This is a genomic window from Nostoc sp. MS1, assembly GCF_019976755.1.
GTDB lineage: Bacteria > Cyanobacteriota > Cyanobacteriia > Cyanobacteriales > Nostocaceae > Trichormus.
This window is the reverse complement of sequence record NZ_AP023441.1, coordinates 7,094,123-7,110,228: the sequence shown is the minus strand read 5'-3', so window position 1 is coordinate 7,110,228 and position 16,106 is coordinate 7,094,123. Positions and strand designations below refer to the sequence as shown.

General features: G+C 38.2%; 16 protein-coding genes. 7 read left to right on the top strand and 9 right to left on the bottom strand.

Annotated features, from left to right (window positions below; translation table 11 throughout):
- Window positions 1-301: 301 nt before the first annotated feature.
- On the bottom strand, window positions 302-1,468 hold the full coding sequence (locus NSMS1_RS30725; protein ID WP_224089270.1) for a cysteine desulfurase family protein: 1,167 nt from the start codon (window positions 1,466-1,468) through the stop codon (window positions 302-304).
- 72 nt (window positions 1,469-1,540) lie between these two features.
- On the opposite strand from NSMS1_RS30725, the gene NSMS1_RS30720 reads away from it, so the two are divergent.
- Both NSMS1_RS30720 and NSMS1_RS30715 read left to right on the top strand, forming a co-directional pair.
- On the top strand, window positions 1,541-1,684 hold the full coding sequence (locus NSMS1_RS30720) for a hypothetical protein (RefSeq protein WP_224089267.1): 144 nt from the start codon (window positions 1,541-1,543) through the stop codon (window positions 1,682-1,684).
- Window positions 1,635-3,227: a phospholipase D-like domain-containing protein gene (locus NSMS1_RS30715; protein WP_411908654.1), complete on the top strand. Its 1,593-nt coding sequence runs from the start codon at window positions 1,635-1,637 to the stop codon at window positions 3,225-3,227. The genes NSMS1_RS30720 and NSMS1_RS30715 overlap by 50 nt, the downstream gene beginning before the upstream one ends.
- A gap of 50 nt (window positions 3,228-3,277) precedes the next feature.
- Here NSMS1_RS30715 and NSMS1_RS30710 read toward each other — a convergent pair whose 3' ends face one another.
- Window positions 3,278-3,760, bottom strand: coding sequence for a gluconokinase (locus NSMS1_RS30710; protein ID WP_224089265.1), 483 nt, complete (start codon window positions 3,758-3,760; stop codon window positions 3,278-3,280).
- Between the two features lie 391 nt (window positions 3,761-4,151).
- Window positions 4,152-4,622 (bottom strand): beta-lactamase hydrolase domain-containing protein, encoded by a 471-nt coding sequence (locus NSMS1_RS30705; RefSeq protein ID WP_224095402.1) that lies wholly within the window; start codon window positions 4,620-4,622, stop codon window positions 4,152-4,154.
- Between the two features lie 467 nt (window positions 4,623-5,089).
- On the opposite strand from NSMS1_RS30705, the gene NSMS1_RS30700 reads away from it, so the two are divergent.
- Together NSMS1_RS30700 and NSMS1_RS30695 are read left to right on the top strand one after the other, a co-directional pair.
- The gene (locus tag NSMS1_RS30700) at window positions 5,090-6,436 is read left to right on the top strand and encodes a P-loop NTPase fold protein (RefSeq protein WP_224089260.1); all 1,347 of its coding nucleotides are present in this window, start codon (window positions 5,090-5,092) and stop codon (window positions 6,434-6,436) included.
- Window positions 6,393-8,687: a tetratricopeptide repeat protein gene (locus tag NSMS1_RS30695; RefSeq protein WP_224089257.1), complete on the top strand. Its 2,295-nt coding sequence runs from the start codon at window positions 6,393-6,395 to the stop codon at window positions 8,685-8,687. Before NSMS1_RS30700 ends, NSMS1_RS30695 begins: the two co-directional genes overlap by 44 nt.
- Window positions 8,688-8,795: 108 nt before the next feature.
- Here the strand turns inward: NSMS1_RS30695 and NSMS1_RS30690 are convergent, their stop codons facing one another.
- The 3 genes from NSMS1_RS30690 to NSMS1_RS30680 all read right to left on the bottom strand — a co-directional run bounded on the left by NSMS1_RS30690 (window position 8,796) and on the right by NSMS1_RS30680 (window position 11,825).
- A complete protein-coding gene (locus tag NSMS1_RS30690; RefSeq protein ID WP_224089254.1) occupies window positions 8,796-9,293 on the bottom strand; it encodes a GNAT family N-acetyltransferase in 498 nt (165 codons plus the stop codon).
- A gap of 248 nt (window positions 9,294-9,541) precedes the next feature.
- Complete coding sequence (locus tag NSMS1_RS30685) at window positions 9,542-10,285, bottom strand: M15 family metallopeptidase (protein WP_224089251.1); 744 nt, start codon at window positions 10,283-10,285, stop codon at window positions 9,542-9,544.
- Window positions 10,286-10,394: 109 nt separating this feature from the next.
- Window positions 10,395-11,825: a serine/threonine protein kinase gene (locus NSMS1_RS30680; RefSeq protein WP_224089248.1), complete on the bottom strand. Its 1,431-nt coding sequence runs from the start codon at window positions 11,823-11,825 to the stop codon at window positions 10,395-10,397.
- Window positions 11,826-12,222: 397 nt separating this feature from the next.
- Between NSMS1_RS30680 and NSMS1_RS30675 the strand changes: the two genes are divergently transcribed.
- The 3 genes from NSMS1_RS30675 to NSMS1_RS30665 all read left to right on the top strand — a co-directional run bounded on the left by NSMS1_RS30675 (window position 12,223) and on the right by NSMS1_RS30665 (window position 13,432).
- Entirely contained in the window at window positions 12,223-12,402 is a 180-nt protein-coding gene (locus NSMS1_RS30675; protein ID WP_224089245.1) for a hypothetical protein, read from the top strand.
- A gap of 105 nt (window positions 12,403-12,507) precedes the next feature.
- Window positions 12,508-12,975 (top strand): hypothetical protein, encoded by a 468-nt coding sequence (locus tag NSMS1_RS30670; protein WP_224089242.1) that lies wholly within the window; start codon window positions 12,508-12,510, stop codon window positions 12,973-12,975.
- A gap of 154 nt (window positions 12,976-13,129) precedes the next feature.
- Complete coding sequence (locus tag NSMS1_RS30665; protein WP_224089239.1) at window positions 13,130-13,432, top strand: S-layer protein; 303 nt, start codon at window positions 13,130-13,132, stop codon at window positions 13,430-13,432.
- 47 nt (window positions 13,433-13,479) lie between these two features.
- Here the strand turns inward: NSMS1_RS30665 and NSMS1_RS30660 are convergent, their stop codons facing one another.
- From NSMS1_RS30660 to rppA, 3 genes are all read right to left on the bottom strand, one after another.
- Window positions 13,480-13,740, bottom strand: a complete 261-nt coding sequence (locus tag NSMS1_RS30660; protein ID WP_224089236.1) for a hypothetical protein — start codon at window positions 13,738-13,740, stop codon at window positions 13,480-13,482.
- 247 nt (window positions 13,741-13,987) lie between these two features.
- Entirely contained in the window at window positions 13,988-15,376 is a 1,389-nt protein-coding gene (gene rppB, locus NSMS1_RS30655) for a two-component system sensor histidine kinase RppB (RefSeq protein ID WP_317986560.1), read from the bottom strand.
- On the bottom strand, window positions 15,333-16,058 hold the full coding sequence (rppA, locus tag NSMS1_RS30650; RefSeq protein WP_224089233.1) for a two-component system response regulator RppA: 726 nt from the start codon (window positions 16,056-16,058) through the stop codon (window positions 15,333-15,335). Before rppA ends, rppB begins: the two co-directional genes overlap by 44 nt.
- Window positions 16,059-16,106: the final 48 nt, after the last annotated feature.

Genomic DNA, 16,106 nt, shown 5'->3' with positions numbered 1-16,106 from the left:
TTAGCTTTAATCATTAGTTTTTCAAAGGATTAATAGAGTCAAGTGTTATTTTTATAATATAAGATATAGGAGTACTAAATAATATCCACAAAATTTTTGTGGATATTTGGTTTATTATTTTCTTGTTATTTCGTTCAAATTCATCAACAGTATTCTTGGCAACAAATAACAATTCTTTGCGTACATCACTGCTTTTGTCAATCTACTCAACACTATATTAAATTGTTACAAACTATTAAATATATTAGATTGCTTATAAAGTGCAGCATTAATCTAAATATCTCATGCTCAATACCCTTGACTAATAGCTAACCAATAATTCTCCTGGTATCAGCCTCTGCAAGACTTGCTTTAATACAATTGCTGTCCAATCAATATCCGCTTCTGTAGTGTCCCGCCCTAACGTCAACCTAATTCCCCCTGTAGCGGCTTTTGTCGAGTAACCCATCGCCAACAATATGGGACTGGGGCTAAGTTTACCACTGTGACACGCTGCGCCTGCACTGATAGCGATACCTGCAAGGTTTAATTGACGTACTAAGGTTTTACCACTGAGTTTTTCGCCATCCGCTTGTTTGAGATAGAAACTTACATGGTGGGGTAGGCGATTTTCTCTGTCGCCTGTAGGGACTAAACCAGTGATATCTGCTAATTGCGTAAATAGGCGATCGCGTAATTTAATTAAACGAGGTGTTTCTGTTGCTAGTTCCTCGGCGGCGAGTTCGGCAGCCACACCAAAACCAGCGATAATTGGTACAGCTTGCGTCCCAGAACGCATTCCCCTTTCTTGTCCTCCACCACCCAACAAAGGCATCAATTCCACACCAGGACGAATATACAACGCCCCTACACCTTGCGGCCCGTATAACTTATGGCTGGAAAGGCTGAGTAAATCAACAGGTAGCTTCTGCACATCTATAGATAAGCGTCCCGCAGCTTGCACTGCATCGGTGTGGAACAACGCCCCATGTTGTTGAACGATTTTACCTAACTCTGCAATAGGTTGGATAGTGCCAATCTCACTCTGCCCGTAAATAATAGAAACTAAAACAGTATTATGTCGTAACGCCGCTTTTAAATCTTGGGGATTGACTCTACCTTGATAATCTACACCCAACCGAGTTACTTCCCAACCCCACTTTTCTAGTAAATTTGCAGGTTCCGTAACTGCCGAATGTTCCACACTGGAAATAATGATATGCTGTGGCACAGCTTGCCTTCTGACAACACCCATAATTGCCAAATTGTCGGCTTCCGTACCACCTGAAGTAAAGATAATTGATTCTGGATCGGCATTGATTAACCCTGCAACCTGTACCCTAGCCTGTTCTATAATAGTCGCTGCCCGTTGTCCCCACTCATGCAAACTAGAAGGGTTCCCCCACTGTTGAGTGAGGACTGTTTGCATGACTGCGATCGCTTCTTGTCGAGTGGGAGTAGTTGCACTGTAATCTAAGTATATTTGCATATCAACTAGGGAGTAGGGCAGCAGAGAAGAAAAACTGTTGACTGTTGACTATGGACTAATGACTAATGAGCAATGACTAATTTGGGAATTATAAATCTGTTCACTCCCATTTCACTTTTAACAGATTACCGTGCTGATTTTTCCCAGATTGAGGAATTTTTGGTATTTGTTTTTGATAATTGCGATCGCTGCTTGTCAAAAAGTCGAATCCCATAATAATCGTCCTGCACTTCTGCCGCAAGATCCATTTGTGAAAGTTTACTTTAATCAGTCCGAAGCGTCAGAATATAAAGAACCATACCGTCAGCAAACTCGACTGGGAGATAATTTAGAACAGCAGATGATTGATGCTATTTCTCAAGCTAAATCTACTGTCGATATAGCAGTACAAGAATTACGTTTACCCAGAATAGCCCAAGCCCTTGCAGATAAGCAAAAAGCAGGAATCAAAGTCAGAGTAATTTTAGAAAATACCTACAGCCGTCCTTTGAGTAGCTTGACACCAGATGAAGTCAAGAAATTAAACCCTAGAGAAAAGGCACGATATCAAGAATACTTTAAATTTATCGACCTGAATCAAGATAATAAAATTACTTCTGAGGAAATCAATCAGCAAGATGCACTAATAATTTTACGCAATGCCAAAATTCCCTGGATAGATGATCAAGCCGATGGTTCAGCCGGAAGTAAGCTGATGCACCACAAATTTATAGTTGTGGATAATCGAATAATAATTGTCACTTCAGCGAATTTTACTCTTAGCGATGTACTAGGAGACTTTACAAATCCTGATAGTTTAGGAAATGCCAATAATTTACTATATATCGACAGTCCAGAGTTAGCTGTTTTATTTACAGAAGAGTTTAATTTGATGTGGGGTGATGGCCCTGGCGGTAAACCGGACAGTAAATTTGGTATACGAAAACCCCCACGTTCCTTCAAAACAATTATTTTAGGTGATAACAAAATTACTGTGCATTTTTCACCCACATCACCTACCTTACCTTGGAGTCAAAGCAGTAATGGTTTAATTGATAAAACTTTAAAATCAGCTAAGAAATCTGTTGATATGGCATTATTTGTTTTTTCCGAACAACGTCTTGCTAATACTCTAGAGCAAGTTCATCAACAAGACATATCAATTAGAGCATTAATTGATAAACAATTTGCATATCGTTATTATAGCGAAGGCTTAGATATGATGGGTGTTGCCCTGAGTAACGAATGCAAATATGAAATTAATAATAAGCCTTGGTCTAATCCAGTTACTACAGTGGGCATACCCAATTTAAGAAAAGGAGATATTCTTCATCACAAGTTTGCCCTGGTTGACAATCAAACAGTAATTACAGGTTCCCACAACTGGTCTGACACAGCAAATTATGGTAATGATGAAACTCTTATAGTAATTAATAATCCCATAATTACTGCCCATTATGAGCGGGAATTTAATCGTCTTTATGCAAAGGCTCAAATAGGTGTACCAACAAAAATCCAAGCACAAATTCAAAAAGAGAAAAAACAATGTAAGCAGATTAAAAGTCCTACTTCCGCAGAACTCACCACACCCAAAGTAGTCAATCTAAATACAGCCAGTCCAACAGAACTAGAAACCTTACCCGGTGTTGGTAAAAAACTTGCTCAAAAAATCATTATCGCCCGTCAACAGCAAAAAATTACATCAATACAAGATTTAGATAAAATACCAGGGGTCAGCAAAAAAATGATAGATAAATGGCAAGGAAATATTCAATTCTAAAAGACAATTAAGAATATTCCTCTGTGTCTCTGGGGTAAACTAAATATATCCTAAATGTGTAGATTTTTTTTAATATCCTGTACAATAACTTGTAGAGGCTGAGAAATATCTACGCGGATAACATTATCTGGTTCCTCAAGAGTTGCAAATTGACTCGCCAACATTTCTACACTCATAAAGTGATTTTTGCGCTTTTGCAGTCTTGTTTTAATAAGTTCAAATGACCCGTATAAATAGACTAGCTTAACATCATTACTTAATACTAAATATTGACGATAGCTGGCTTTGAGTGCAGAACAGGCTAAGACGACATTGCTATTTTCTTTTAGCCAATTAGTAATAGCTATTTGCAAACTTTGTAACCAAGGTATTCTATCGATGTCATTCAAAGGAATACCATGACGCATTTTCTCAATATTTTCTACTGAGTGGTAACTATCAGCATCTTGAAATTCCCAGTGTAAAGATTCTGCCAACATTTGTCCAATTGTAGTTTTACCAGAACCAGATACTCCCATGAGGATAATAACCATAGACAAGCCTTTTAAGTTTTACTGAATATTGAGTAGCATAATCAAAATAGATACTCGGCTGCTAGTGATTCTGGTGATAGTAATATCTCAAATTTGTCAAGTGTGACTCCAGACGCGATCGCTAACGTATAGTTATATATAATCTCTCTCAAGTAGAAACTCCTATTTTATCTTTCAAGCGATCGCATCAGCAGAATAGACAAATGATATAGTATCATGTTCGCTTGAATACCTATAATATGCCGGGGTTGGTAATTGCTTTTGCCCATTACCTATTCGCTATTACCGATTACCAAAAAAGCAACAATACTATAAGTAATTAGCCGAACTTGATATAAGAGTATTTCCAGCATTAGAGAATGCTGGGGTTAACAGCGAAAAGCTAGAATCCTCAAGCAGACACGGTTATCTTTGAGTGTTTATTAACATAATCCACGAATTGTTGCTTGAGTCGAGGACTAATACCAGAATGTTCTAGGAAGCTAAAACCAACACTCCGCGCTTTAGCTAAGGTTTGTTCTGGTGTTAAACCTTCTTTAATAGCAACACTCAAAAGCGCAATTCCTGTAGAACGCATCCCGGCTGCACAATGCACAATGGCGGGTTTAGGTAGAGTTTCTAATGTTGTCAAAATTTTTGTAATCAGTTCTTCGTTAAACCCTTCTAGTTTGAGCGGAACGTTCTCATAATGGAGTCCCAAGGCTTCTGCTACTTTTTGCTCATCTTTGCGAAATCCTAACTCATCAGGCGATCGCAAATTCAAAACTGACTTATACCCTTCTTGAATAGCTTGCTCTAACTGGGTTGGTATGACTTGTCCTGTAGTTGTTAAGTGTTCGTTGATACGTATGGCGTTGTTCACATTCACTCCTGGTTGTAAATTAATCATTTCTAGGCAGTAAAAAAGCTTCTGAATAAGCCTTATGCAGCTATTCACTAAAAAACATCAGTTATTAGCGAATCCCAAAACTTATTGCTTTGAATCCGCTTTTTATTGCTATTGGGTTTAATACTGTTTTAATAATATACGGTTTTTCGATAGACTTATGTGTGATTAAAATATAATATACACTTTGCCGATATATTTATCGTTGTTTATACATTATCTTGTTGTGGGAGATTAATATCCACAGGATTTACGCATCAAGTTTGTCTGTGAAACTGGGTATAGGGGTATAGGTGTTCAAAACCCTTACACCTTTACACGATTGCCCAAACAGATGAGGAGCGTGAGGTGGGTTATTATAATGTATAACTAGCTGTACTTGTTAAATTTGATAGGCGATCGCTTAAAATTTAGAGATTGGTGATTTCTATCTTCCCAAAAGAATGTCTCAGTCAAGTTTTCAACGTGCAAATACTCTGAAAGCGGCTTTTTTGGCTTGTAATGTTGAGCCGCTTGAACCAGCAGAAATGGAACGATATTATGTCGATCTGTCGAGGGTGCGGAAAACTTCGGCTATTGATAATGTCAGTACGATTTTAGATTTTCAAGAAGCAGGTGATTTTACAACAATTTTATTTACCGGACATCGCGGTTGTGGTAAAAGTACAGAGTTAAAAAAAATCCAAAGTCTTTGGGAAAACAATTATCGGGTTATTTATTTAGAAGCGAATGAAGAGACAGATATTAATGATGCCCGGTATACAGATTTATATTTAATTGTAATTAAGCAAGTTGAATTTGAATTACGAAAGTTAGGTTTAACTTTTGATGAAAGGCTATTAAAAAGTTTTGAATCTTGGTTTAAAGATATTACTCAAGAAAACGAGCAAAGTGTCGAAAAATCAGTCAACGTTGAAGCAGAAGCAACTCTTAGCCCTACAGCGCCATTTCTGGCGAAACTAATGGTCAAATTACTGGCGCAAATTAAAGGCTCGGATAAGCAAAAGACAACTATTCGCCAAACTCTAGAAAAAGATTTATCTCGCCTCAAATCTGATACTAACCTGTTATTAAGCGACGCTTACACAAAACTGCGACAAAAATTTCCTAATTGCAAAGGTTTATTAATTATCTTCGATAATTTGGATAGGGTTCCTCCTGTGGTAGCAGAACATTTATTCTTTGATTATGCGGCACAGATGCAGGAATTAAATTGTACAATTATTTATACAGTACCGATTTCCATCCTTTGTTCGCCGAAAAATCCCCTGAATCAATTTGATGGTAATCCTCATATTGTGCCGATGATTAATATCTATGAATTTGAACGGCATAAATGTGATTTAGATTATAATCAGACGGGCTTAGATGCGATGGCAAGTGTAATTGAAAAGCGGGTTGATGTTGATGCAATTTTTGAGAGCCGTCATCAATTATTAGAACTAGCAAAAGCAAGTGGTGGCCATGTGCGTCAGTTAATGCAAATGATGCGCTCTGCTTGTCAAACAGCGAGTACTAAAAAACATCAAAAAATTATGTCCGAAGATGTAGATTATGCAGTTAAACAGCAACAATTTAGTTTTGAGCGGTTTATTCCTGAAGAGCATTATACTCATTTGGCTCAGGTTTGTTTAACTAAAGATGTTAGTAAAGACGAAATTGGACAATTAATGTTATTTAATACTTCCGTGTTGGAATATAACGGCGATAAACGATGGAATTATCCAAATCCGGTGGTGAAACGAAATGAGTTCTTCCAACAAGCTCTCCAATCAGCACAACAACCGTGAAATTCAAGCCGAAATAGGTAAATTTATTGCCTATAATCAGGACGAATTTGCTGAATTGGTGACATTTGTCGATTTTGCAGAAAAATTTACATTAGGTTTTATTGAAATTAACTTTCGTCCCGATATAGATTTATTAATTGCTGGATTGCAACAAAATCCTCAATGTCAAGAAATTCAATTTGTGGTTTTAGATTTTCCTGATGCAAATTTGCGGTTTCTGCGGGATGAATTGTTACAGCAATTAGCTAAAATTCCCAAAGAGACACATAAAAAACTTGTTTTATTAATTCGCAATTTAGAAAAATCAATTGGTGTATTTGGAGATTATCCTCCAGTTTTACAGGATTTAAACTTCGTCCGCGATTCCTATCGTCAAAGCGTACCCCATCCGATTTTATTTATCTTGCCAGATTATGCGATTTCGCGGTTAGCAAAATTTGCTCCTGATTTTTGGGCTTGGAAGTCAGGTTTATTTCGCTTTAAAACCACAGAATCGACTAGAGATAGGGCAATTGCCAATACTCTAGATGCAGATACAAATATAGAACGCCTACCAACACCAGAACAACAAGAGCGTATTGATTTATTACATCGCTTATTGATGGAATATAAACCAACTGGAGAAATACCCAGCCAAGAAAATCTCCGCAATTACAGTAATATTTTAAATGAATTGAGCAAAATATATTTAAGTCAGCACAAACCAATTCAAGCTAGAGAGTGTTTAGAAAAAGCTTGGAAAATTATTCAGACACTTCCTGATTATTCTCTACAAATCGAAATTGTCAATCAGTTGGGTAAAAGCTATCAGCAGCAACGAGAGTTTGAGAGTGCAAACAGCTATCATCAACAAGCTTTAGATATTGCTAAAAAGCAGAAAAATCTTCATGCTGTCGCTAATTCCTTGTTTTATTTAGGTAATCTCTCTTTGGAGATGCAACAGTTCCACCAAGCAAGGGATTATTATCAACAATCCCTGGAAATCACAATCGAATTTGGCGATCGCTATAGCTGTGCTAGCACCTACCACCAGTTGGGAATGGTTGCCCAAGATTTGCGGGAATACGACCAAGCAAGGGATTATTATCAACAATCCCTGGAAATATTCATAGAATTTGGCGATCGCTATAGCTGTGCTAGCAGTTACCACAATTTGGGAACCGTTGCTCAAAAATTGCGGGAATACGACCAAGCAAGGGATTATTATCAACAAGCCCTGGAAATATTCATAGAATTTGGCGATCGCTATAGCTGTGCTAGCAGTTACCACAATTTGGGAATGGTTGCTCAACTGTTGCGGGAATACGACCAGGCACGGCATTATTACCAACAAGCCCTGGAAATCACAATCGAATTTGGCGATCACTATAATTGTGCTAGCAGTTACCACCAGTTGGGAATGGTTGCCCAAAAGTTGCACGAATACGATCAGGCACGGCATTATTATCAACAAGCTCTGGAAATATATAGTGATGATGATCGCTATTCTTGTGCTAGAAGTTACCACCAGTTGGGAATCGTTGCCCAAGAATTGCGGGAATACGACCAGGCACGGCATTATTACCAACAAGCTCTGGAAATAACAATTGAATTTGGTGATCGCTATAACTGTGCTAGAATTTACTACCATTTAGGAATAGTTGCCCAAGAATTGCGGGAATACGACCAGGCACGGCATTATTATCAACAAGCTCTGGAAATATTAAGCGAATTTGGTGATCGCTATAACTGTGCTATCACTTACCACCAGTTTGGAAATTTTGCCGAAGATTTGCGAGAATACTACCAGGCAAGGGATTATTATCAACAAGCTCTGGAAATTTTTATCGAATTTGGCTATCGCTATGAGTGTGCTAGCACCTACCAGCAGTTGGGAATAGTTGCCCAACAGTTGCAGGAATACGACCAGGCACGGCATTATTACCAACAAGCTCTGGAAATTTTTACAGAATTTGGCGATCGCTATAACTGTGCTAGCACTTACCACAACTTGGGAATCGTTGCCCAAAAGTTGCGCCAATACGACCAGGCAAAAGATTATTATCAACAAGCTCTGGAGATATTGATCGAATTTGGCGATCGCTATAACTGTGCTAGCAGTTACGGACAATTGGGAACGATTGCACAAGCTGAGGAAAATTATGCAGAGGCTAGGACTAATTTGCAGACAGCGTTGGAAATATATGTTGAGTATCAGAATGAATATTGGGCTAAGGTAGTACGGGAGATTTTAAAGAGTATACCGGAGTAGGAGGATATGGGCGATATGCAACGTTTGGGTTTGTAAAGATGCGATCGCCTGTGGTTGATTAGCGGTAGGGTTAATTACTTGTATTGATAATTTTAGCGATCGCAAATTTCACTTTTGCACCGCAGTTAATTCTTTACTCATCTTGATAACTGGAACTATAATTTTTTTACCCAATTGATGAGGCGCTCTTTGTATAGGAATAAATCCCAGCCGTAAATAAAAACCTTCAGCGTAAAGACTAGCAGTTGTAATGACTTTATCTAGCCTTTGTTGCCTTGCTTGCTCACAAAAATGCTCCACCAAAGCTCTACCAATTCCTCTACCTTGGTAACGAGGATGCACATATAAGGCAATTAATTCATCAATAATATAACTAGTAAAACCTAAAACATTATCACCCTTAACTGCAACCCATAAAGTTTCTAATTGCAGATGCTTCAAAATATTAGCAGCATCAGGTTTTTCACGATAATTCCGCCATGCTAACAGTTCTTCGTGAGTATACAATGTTGTGGGTAAAGCTTTAATTGCGGCAATATGAATAGCACTCAGCATCCAAGCATCTGTTTGTTGGGCAGGCCGCAGCAATATGTCATGGGCATTCATTAAGGTGGGTAAAGGGAATGGACAATGGACAGTGAACTTAATCTGTCAACTGACTAATGATTTTAACTAAATCAACTGGTTCTACTGGCTCGGAAATGTGCCGTTGTGTTTTTCGTTTATTTCACCAGCATAGGCAGTTAAGGCGATCGCTTTTATCTTAGCTCCTTTTTCTGGTGGTAAGGCTCTTACCTTTTCATACTATGATTCAGTTACGCCCAGATTAAATTACATTCGGGCTGAATTTTTGTCTAAATCTTGTTACTTACTTTCGGAATGTCATTAAATGGCACATCCATCACTGGAAAATTTTGCCAATCAGAAGCATCAAAGTGCCACCATTCTGTTGAAAGACCAGAAAACCCCTGTTTCTGCATTGTATCTTCTAGTAACTGACGATTCTTTCGAGCCTGAGCGCTCCCTCCATTATAATTTCTATGGGAAGCTGGGGTAAAAGAATCGAATTTACTGGGCATTTCTAACTCTTTACCATTGTTGTCAATTAACGTTAAGTCTACGGCTGCACCACGATTATGTCGAGAACCTTGTGCTGGGTTCGCAACATATCTCTCATCTGGTATTACACGCCACATAAGTTTTTGTACAGACAATGGTCTGTAACAATCATATACTTTTAAACCTAACTGTTTTCTACTCAAATCTTGTTGTATTTGTGATAGTTTCTTCGCTACTCCATATCTAAGTACACATCTTGCTTCTGGATATACTTTTTGCTTGAGAAAATTATTAGTTGTAGCATAGCGAATATCAATTACTATATCTTTATTAACTGTTTGAATATCAACTAACTGAGTATCATCATTGCTTACAGGATTTATATTTGAGTTATTTGTACTATTATCAGGTATAGCTTTAGGTGAATTTACATCTGCTGTACTCAAAGCTTTTTTATTCACCTGCAATTCATTACTACTATGATGACAACTTGCTATAAATAAAAGTACGAATATTCCTAAATAGTAACTGTTCTTCATTGATAAAATATAATATTGTTTATATTTTAATTATTAATATAGCGTTGTTTGAGTCAGGTAAAATTATATCAGGCTATTGAGACATATTAATAGGAAGTAAATATTTTTACTAACTACAAACTCGTTGAGTACGATTGGTAGCCAACCAACCTTTGAGCGGTGCAGCAATTAAGTACCAGCCTTGTTTTTGCCCAACAATAGATAGAGGTGTGCCATTAGTTAATTCCCCAATTTTTATATAATTCACTCCTGGGCCAGAGCGCACATTTAAAGTTGGGTCTTGAGGATCAGCTACTACAATAGTACAAGTTCCAGTAGTGGGTGGATTATTTAAGGTAGGAATTGATTTAATAGTTGGTGTAGGAATTGGTTTAATAGTTGGTGTAGGACTCGCTTGTTGTGGAGAAGTAATAGGATTTTGGTTTCCTATGGGTGTAGTAGATGGTGATGTTGTTGGGGTTGGGGTATTTTTGACGACCTCAGTTTGAAAAGATTTTGTCAGTCCTAAACCAATAATTACTGATGCACCAATTAAGCCGACTGCAATTAAACTACCAAAGAGAAGACCTTTTTGATGATTATTGCCAACATTAGCATCAGGCGCTACAGAAACGTTTGGTGTTGGTATGGGTACTGTTGGCGGTGCAATAGTAGGCTGTGGTGGTGTAGATACTACTGGCGATCGCGGATAATATGGTTGTGTGGCGGAAATTGGATGACTGATAGTTTGTAGATCATTTAACATAGCCCTAGCGGTGGGATAGCGATCGCGGGGATGATAGGCGATCGCTCGATCTAGTACACTAGCTAAAACCTGACTAATATGGCTGGCGTACTGTCGCCACATAATTTCCCCAGTCTGAGAGTCTATCTCCAATTGTTGTGGCTGTCTGCCAGTTAATAGATAAATTGCCGTCAGACCTAAACTATACAAATCACTAGAATAAACTGGTCTTCCGGCTGCTTGTTCGCTTGGCATATATCCGGGTGTGCCAATGACAATTGAACTGGTAGGATGACCTTGGGAATTTAAAACTGTTCCCATTGCTTCCCGTACCGCTCCAAAATCAATCAACACTGGTTTACCATCACGATGACGTAGAATAATGTTGTCTGGTTTAATATCTCGATGAATAATGTGTTGAGAATGCACATATTCCAGAATTGGTAACAAATTTACCAAAATCTCTTGCACCGCACTTTCCGACAATAACCCCTGTTGTAGCCTGGCCGTGAGTGTATCCCCCTCAATCCATTCTTGAACTAAGTAAAATTGGTCATTGCTAGCAAAATAAGCATACAATGCGGGAATTTGGTCTGATGAACCACCCAATGCTTCTAAAATCGCCGCTTCTCGTTGGAATCTTTCCTGTGCTAGCTGGTAGATTTGAGGATTATTTTGAATTAGTCTGAGCTGTTTTACTACACACCGCCGCTTAGAAGGCATATAAGTATCTTCTGCAAGATAGGTTTCGCCAAACCCCCCAGCCCCCAGCGTGCGGATTACTTGATAGCGCTCGTTTAGCATCCTGATCATCATAGTCGGTAAAAGCTTTGAAATGTTGATTATTGATAATCCAGCCAAAATATTGAGTTGACAATTCACAATAAACAGCTTAAATTTTACTGTTTTAGGAACTCCTTTTACTAAAGCAGATTTAAGTCAAGGTGGACAAGTATTGAATCATCGAATAGATTAAACAGAGGTTGTTGTAGCTAATTATGTAGAAAAGTATAGATATATAGAAATATACCTATTCCTCAAGCCTCAAACTATTAGTCTATCGAAAGTAAGCTGTATTTTATTGTGGTTTTTGTAATAATAGACATCATGAATAAATTAACATTTAACTGATATCAATCTTGCCAATACCTTTTGAGAGTTTGCTATAACTATAGGAATCCGATTTGATTTCTGTATCGCTGGGAGCGTATCTATGAAATTCTCAGTATCTGTAGGGTGGGCAGTGCATCGGCAAAACCATGAGCCTGTGGGCAATTCCCAACGCCACTTGCTTTATGTCGGGAAACCCGCCCAACGCAGTGGCTCCCCAACGTATATTTCAAAAATCAAGTATGAGTCCTATATACAAGGTAGAAAACTTGATCTAATATAACTTCAACCTAATGCTGTTATATAAATTTATGTTATCTATCTCAAATGGGCATAACAACTAATTACTTTTCCTTAAAAAGTAGAATTTACAAAATAATTTAAGATTATGAGTAACAAAAATAGTAATTTCTCGCAAAAACTTACTTCCCTACTAGGTTATAACCGCACCTGTTTAAATAAAGATAAGCAATATCTCTATCATTTAGAAAATGCTAGTTTGACACTGTGCCTAGTTAATTATTTAGCTAACTGTTCTTATATTTCTCCTAACATTGTGACAGTTATTAGTCAAATAGATGGGTGGATAGTTAACATGCAAATAAAATCCACTATCGAGCCGCAACAGGAAAAAGATATTCAAGCTGTGTTCAATGAACTAGGAGTAGTTTACACCCCATCCAAGTTAATTAATTCAGTGCTGATGAGATTGGAGTCAGGCGCAACAATGACTGAAGTGATGCGCCGATATCACGTTTCTATAGTTTCTCATGGGGTTCCTCAATACGATGAGATTGAGGTTTTCCGAACAGATGTGATAAAAGGATTGGGTTACTGTCCACAATACTTGGCTTAATTTAAAACTAATTTTAACCACTTTGCGCTTTAACGACTAGTGTTAAATAACCAACTGTATTATATTTTTTCGTGTGGAGATACGCTCTCAGCTTGGTATAAACCACTATAGTAGAAGAATAAGAATATCTTAAGTAAAAAAATAAGAATATCTTATGAATAACAAAATTTTAGCAACCGTGATAGTAATAGCTACCACTGGAATATTTAATGCGGTGAATGCTCAAGAGCCTACAAATAATGAGCCAAAAAAATCATCACAAGTGATTGATGCTTGTCTGCAAAATAGAGCAGAGACTCTACCTAATCCTTTTAGTGATGTACCTGAAAATCATTGGGCTTTTAAAGCAGTGATGACGATGCACTATTGCGGAGCATTCCGACAAGCAACACCGCCGCAATTATTTCATAAATTACCTCCAACCGAAAGCCAACAGCAGCCAAAACCAGAAGGTTAGATGGCGATCGCCTATACCCAGCCGTGAGCGATCGCCCTCACATCATCTCAAGCATGAAGGTTAGCTTGTTCCTGTAACCAAGGATCTACAGGCTGTCCATCCTTACGACGCAATTCAATATCTATTGCTATTACTTCCTTGGAACCAGGAGGTGCAGGTTTTTGGTGGAAAATGATGTCATAATCCAGAGGGTTTTGGTTACGTTCTTTCAACCATTCTTGCACTTTCATCGTGGCAAAAAATGACTGACCTTGCTCAAACATCCGAGTAATCTGCATTTGCAGCGTATAGGGATTTAAGCGACCCATAATTTACTACCTTTTTAGAAAAGTTTTTAGCACTAGCAAGATACCTACATAGCATAACCTGATGTCATCTGACCATAACTAGCAACTTGGGTGAGGAAAGTTGCACTTGAAGAACAATAGGGTTTCCCAAGTCCCATTTGCGATCGCATTTGGCAATACTGAAAATATAGTTATTGTTTCAGTCTCCTTGCAGGGTAATTAATTGTGGAAACCACTTTGTGCTGAAACTTAAAAAATAAAATCTCTTTTACAGAGGAAGCCTGACTGTAAATGTACTCCCCTGTCCTGGTTGACTTTGAACGTAAATAGTTCCTTTATGTGCTTGAACAATTGCCATTACAATGGCTAAACCCAAACCAGAACCACCAGAAGCACGAGAGCGGTTACGGTCTACTCGATAGAACCGATCAAAAATTCGCCTTTGATGTTCTAATGCAATACCAACTCCTGTATCTTGAACTTTGATAATAGCATGAAGCTCACTCTCTTCTAACAAAACTGTAACTTTTCCCCCATTAGGAGTTGCTTGAATTGCATTGACAATTAAGTTAGAAATTAAACGATAAAGCTGTTCTTCATTTCCCCTGACATAAACTTTTTTGGCAACCTGAATCTGACCAGAAAGATGTACTTGATGCTCTACTGCTAAAAAGGCTAATTCCTCAATTAAATCACTAATTAAATCATTCACACAACAAAGCTGATATTCTGTTGTAATTTCTTTTTGGTCTATATTTGTTAACAGCAACAAATCCCCTACCAATTGTGATAGGCGACGATTTTGACGTTTGAGTACATCTAAAACTCCATCATTCGATTTTGGTTCTTGTTGTAATTTAATAGCAGCTTCAATAGTAGAGTGCATAGCTGCTAACGGTGTGCGAAACTCATGGGCAGCATCAGCAGTAAATTGCTGCATCTGTTGGTAGGAATGATATACAGGTTGCATTGCTCTTCCGGCTAACCACCAACTAGACAAAGCAACAAACATCATAGCAACAGGCAATCCCAAAATCAAAGTTAATTTTAAGTAAGCAAGATGTTGTTCTAAATCAGTGATACTTCTTGCCACTTGTAGATAACCAGAAAGCTGGTTATGAGTGTACAAAGGTAAACTAATTTGGCGGTATCTAGTGCCAGAAGCATCAGTGAGGATTTGCCAGTGCTGTGATGATGAGGTAATTTTTAACCTGTCAAATTGTATACCTGTACTAGCAAATACTTTTCCCGAACTATCTAATAAACGTATATAGTAATTAACCGAGTTAGCCGCATCCACTATTGGTTGTTTAATAGTGGAAGTTTGATGTAAACAATTTGTATGAGTTATACATAATTCTAAGGAAAATTCTCTAGCAATATGTTCTAAATGTCCAGGTTGCTGCCAAGCAGGTTCAAGACTGTTATGAAGTGCCTTTGCTACTGATTGCAATCCCTGGTCTATAGTTTCATAGTAAGCATGGGCAACCACACTATAAACGCCCAAGCCAGATAAGCCCAAAATACCACCCATCACAAGGGCGTACCAAGCTGCTAACCGCAACCGAGTTTCATGGAAAATGGGATTGCGTTTCATATTTCTCAACCGTTGCTCAAAGTAAGCCAGCCTGAGTGTTGAGACGATAGCCGACACCATAAATAGTCTCTATTAAAGATTCGCTGTCTTCTCCTAATTTGCGTCTCAATAAGCGAATTTGTGCTGCAACTACATTACTAACAGGTTCAGCCCCAATTTCCCAAAGCTGATTAATAATTTGGTCGCGGTTGATAATCTGGTTAGGATGACGCAGGAAATATTCCAACAATTGAAATTCTTTAGCAGTTAAAGAAAATACTTGCTTTTCACCGTTATTATACTGGCGAGTTAGTTCATGAGTGCTGTAATTGAGTGTCAGACAACCTACTTGTAAGCGTCGGGGTTGCTGTTGGGGTGTCAGCATTGCGCCTACGTAAGAGGCTCGCCGTTGTAATGCTCGCAATCTGGCCAACAGTTCAGCCATATCAAAGGGTTTAACTAGATAATCATCTGCACCGCTATCTAGTCCGATAATCTTTTCTTCCATCCTGTATTTAGCAGTTAGCATCAACACGGGTAAAGTGAATTGGCGATCGCGCAACCATCTACACAACTCTACCCCAGAAGCTCCTGGTAACATCCAATCAAAAATCGCTAAGTTGTACTCAGTCCATCCGGTTTCTAGATATTGCCATGCTTGAGTCCCATCTAAAAACCAATCAACCACATACGCCTCATGACTAAGGACTTGTTTAATTGCTGCACCTAAATCCTCTTCATCCTCAACTAATATCAGTCGCATAATTCACACTTAGTTGACAGTTGACAGTTAGTAATGCCTATTTAAACT

Coding starts and splice junctions, on each gene's coding strand:
- NSMS1_RS30695 (WP_224089257.1), top strand. CDS start 6,393: ATGAGTTCTTCCAACAAGCTCTCCAATCAGCACAACAACCGTGAAATT.
- rppA (WP_224089233.1), bottom strand. CDS start 16,058: ATGCGACTGATATTAGTTGAGGATGAAGAGGATTTAGGTGCAGCAATT.
- rppB (WP_317986560.1), bottom strand. CDS start 15,376: ATGGTGTCGGCTATCGTCTCAACACTCAGGCTGGCTTACTTTGAGCAA.
- NSMS1_RS30685 (WP_224089251.1), bottom strand. CDS start 10,285: ATGAAGAACAGTTACTATTTAGGAATATTCGTACTTTTATTTATAGCA.
- NSMS1_RS30680 (WP_224089248.1), bottom strand. CDS start 11,825: ATGATGATCAGGATGCTAAACGAGCGCTATCAAGTAATCCGCACGCTG.
- NSMS1_RS30670 (WP_224089242.1), top strand. CDS start 12,508: ATGAGTAACAAAAATAGTAATTTCTCGCAAAAACTTACTTCCCTACTA.
- NSMS1_RS30665 (WP_224089239.1), top strand. CDS start 13,130: ATGAATAACAAAATTTTAGCAACCGTGATAGTAATAGCTACCACTGGA.
- NSMS1_RS30690 (WP_224089254.1), bottom strand. CDS start 9,293: ATGAATGCCCATGACATATTGCTGCGGCCTGCCCAACAAACAGATGCT.
- NSMS1_RS30700 (WP_224089260.1), top strand. CDS start 5,090: ATGTCTCAGTCAAGTTTTCAACGTGCAAATACTCTGAAAGCGGCTTTT.
- NSMS1_RS30675 (WP_224089245.1), top strand. CDS start 12,223: ATGAAATTCTCAGTATCTGTAGGGTGGGCAGTGCATCGGCAAAACCAT.
- NSMS1_RS30710 (WP_224089265.1), bottom strand. CDS start 3,760: ATGGTTATTATCCTCATGGGAGTATCTGGTTCTGGTAAAACTACAATT.
- NSMS1_RS30725 (WP_224089270.1), bottom strand. CDS start 1,468: ATGCAAATATACTTAGATTACAGTGCAACTACTCCCACTCGACAAGAA.
- NSMS1_RS30660 (WP_224089236.1), bottom strand. CDS start 13,740: ATGGGTCGCTTAAATCCCTATACGCTGCAAATGCAGATTACTCGGATG.
- NSMS1_RS30720 (WP_224089267.1), top strand. CDS start 1,541: ATGACTAATTTGGGAATTATAAATCTGTTCACTCCCATTTCACTTTTA.